We start from the raw sequence: 391 nt of genomic DNA on the forward strand, positions 1-391 counted from the left end.
GGATGGGGGACCTTCCATGATGTTCGTGTGGATGGGTTCCATCGGTTTGATTTGTTGGATGGCGGTTCTTGGCCGGGCCTGGTGCTGAGCCCTCGAAAATCGGAGATTTTCTCGGTCACGTTAGGCCTTGAAATAAAACTGGCTTTTGATTCGCCGTCCGATTTGACATGCACTTCGTGCATCACGGATCTTTTATAAATGATCATCGACAAGCAAGCTTGACGCTGCTCATTTCTAAAAACTCCTACTGCGCTGACGCGCAGGTCAAATCTACATTCGATAAAAGATAAAAGTTTTGTTTTAAGACTTTTATCGATGGAGATAAAGGGATTCGAACCCTTGACCCCCTGCTTGCAAGGCAGGTGCTCTCCCAACTGAGCTATACCCCCGT

Annotated in this window: 1 protein-coding gene and 1 tRNA gene; one reads left to right on the top strand and one right to left on the bottom strand. The window is 47.6% G+C overall.

Annotated elements, in window-relative coordinates; all coding sequences use genetic code 11:
* Positions 1 to 198, top strand: a 198-nt coding sequence (locus KTH90_RS24730) for a hypothetical protein (RefSeq protein WP_238727624.1), incomplete at its 5' end; no start/stop codon positions are given.
* 118 nt (positions 199 to 316) lie between these two features.
* On the opposite strand, the gene KTH90_RS24735 is transcribed toward KTH90_RS24730, so the two are convergent.
* A tRNA-Ala gene (locus KTH90_RS24735) sits at positions 317 to 389 on the bottom strand.
* Positions 390 to 391: the final 2 nt, after the last annotated feature.

This window comes from Diplocloster modestus, assembly GCF_019042245.1.
In the GTDB taxonomy this organism is placed as follows: Bacteria; Bacillota; Clostridia; order Lachnospirales; family Lachnospiraceae; genus Diplocloster; species Diplocloster modestus.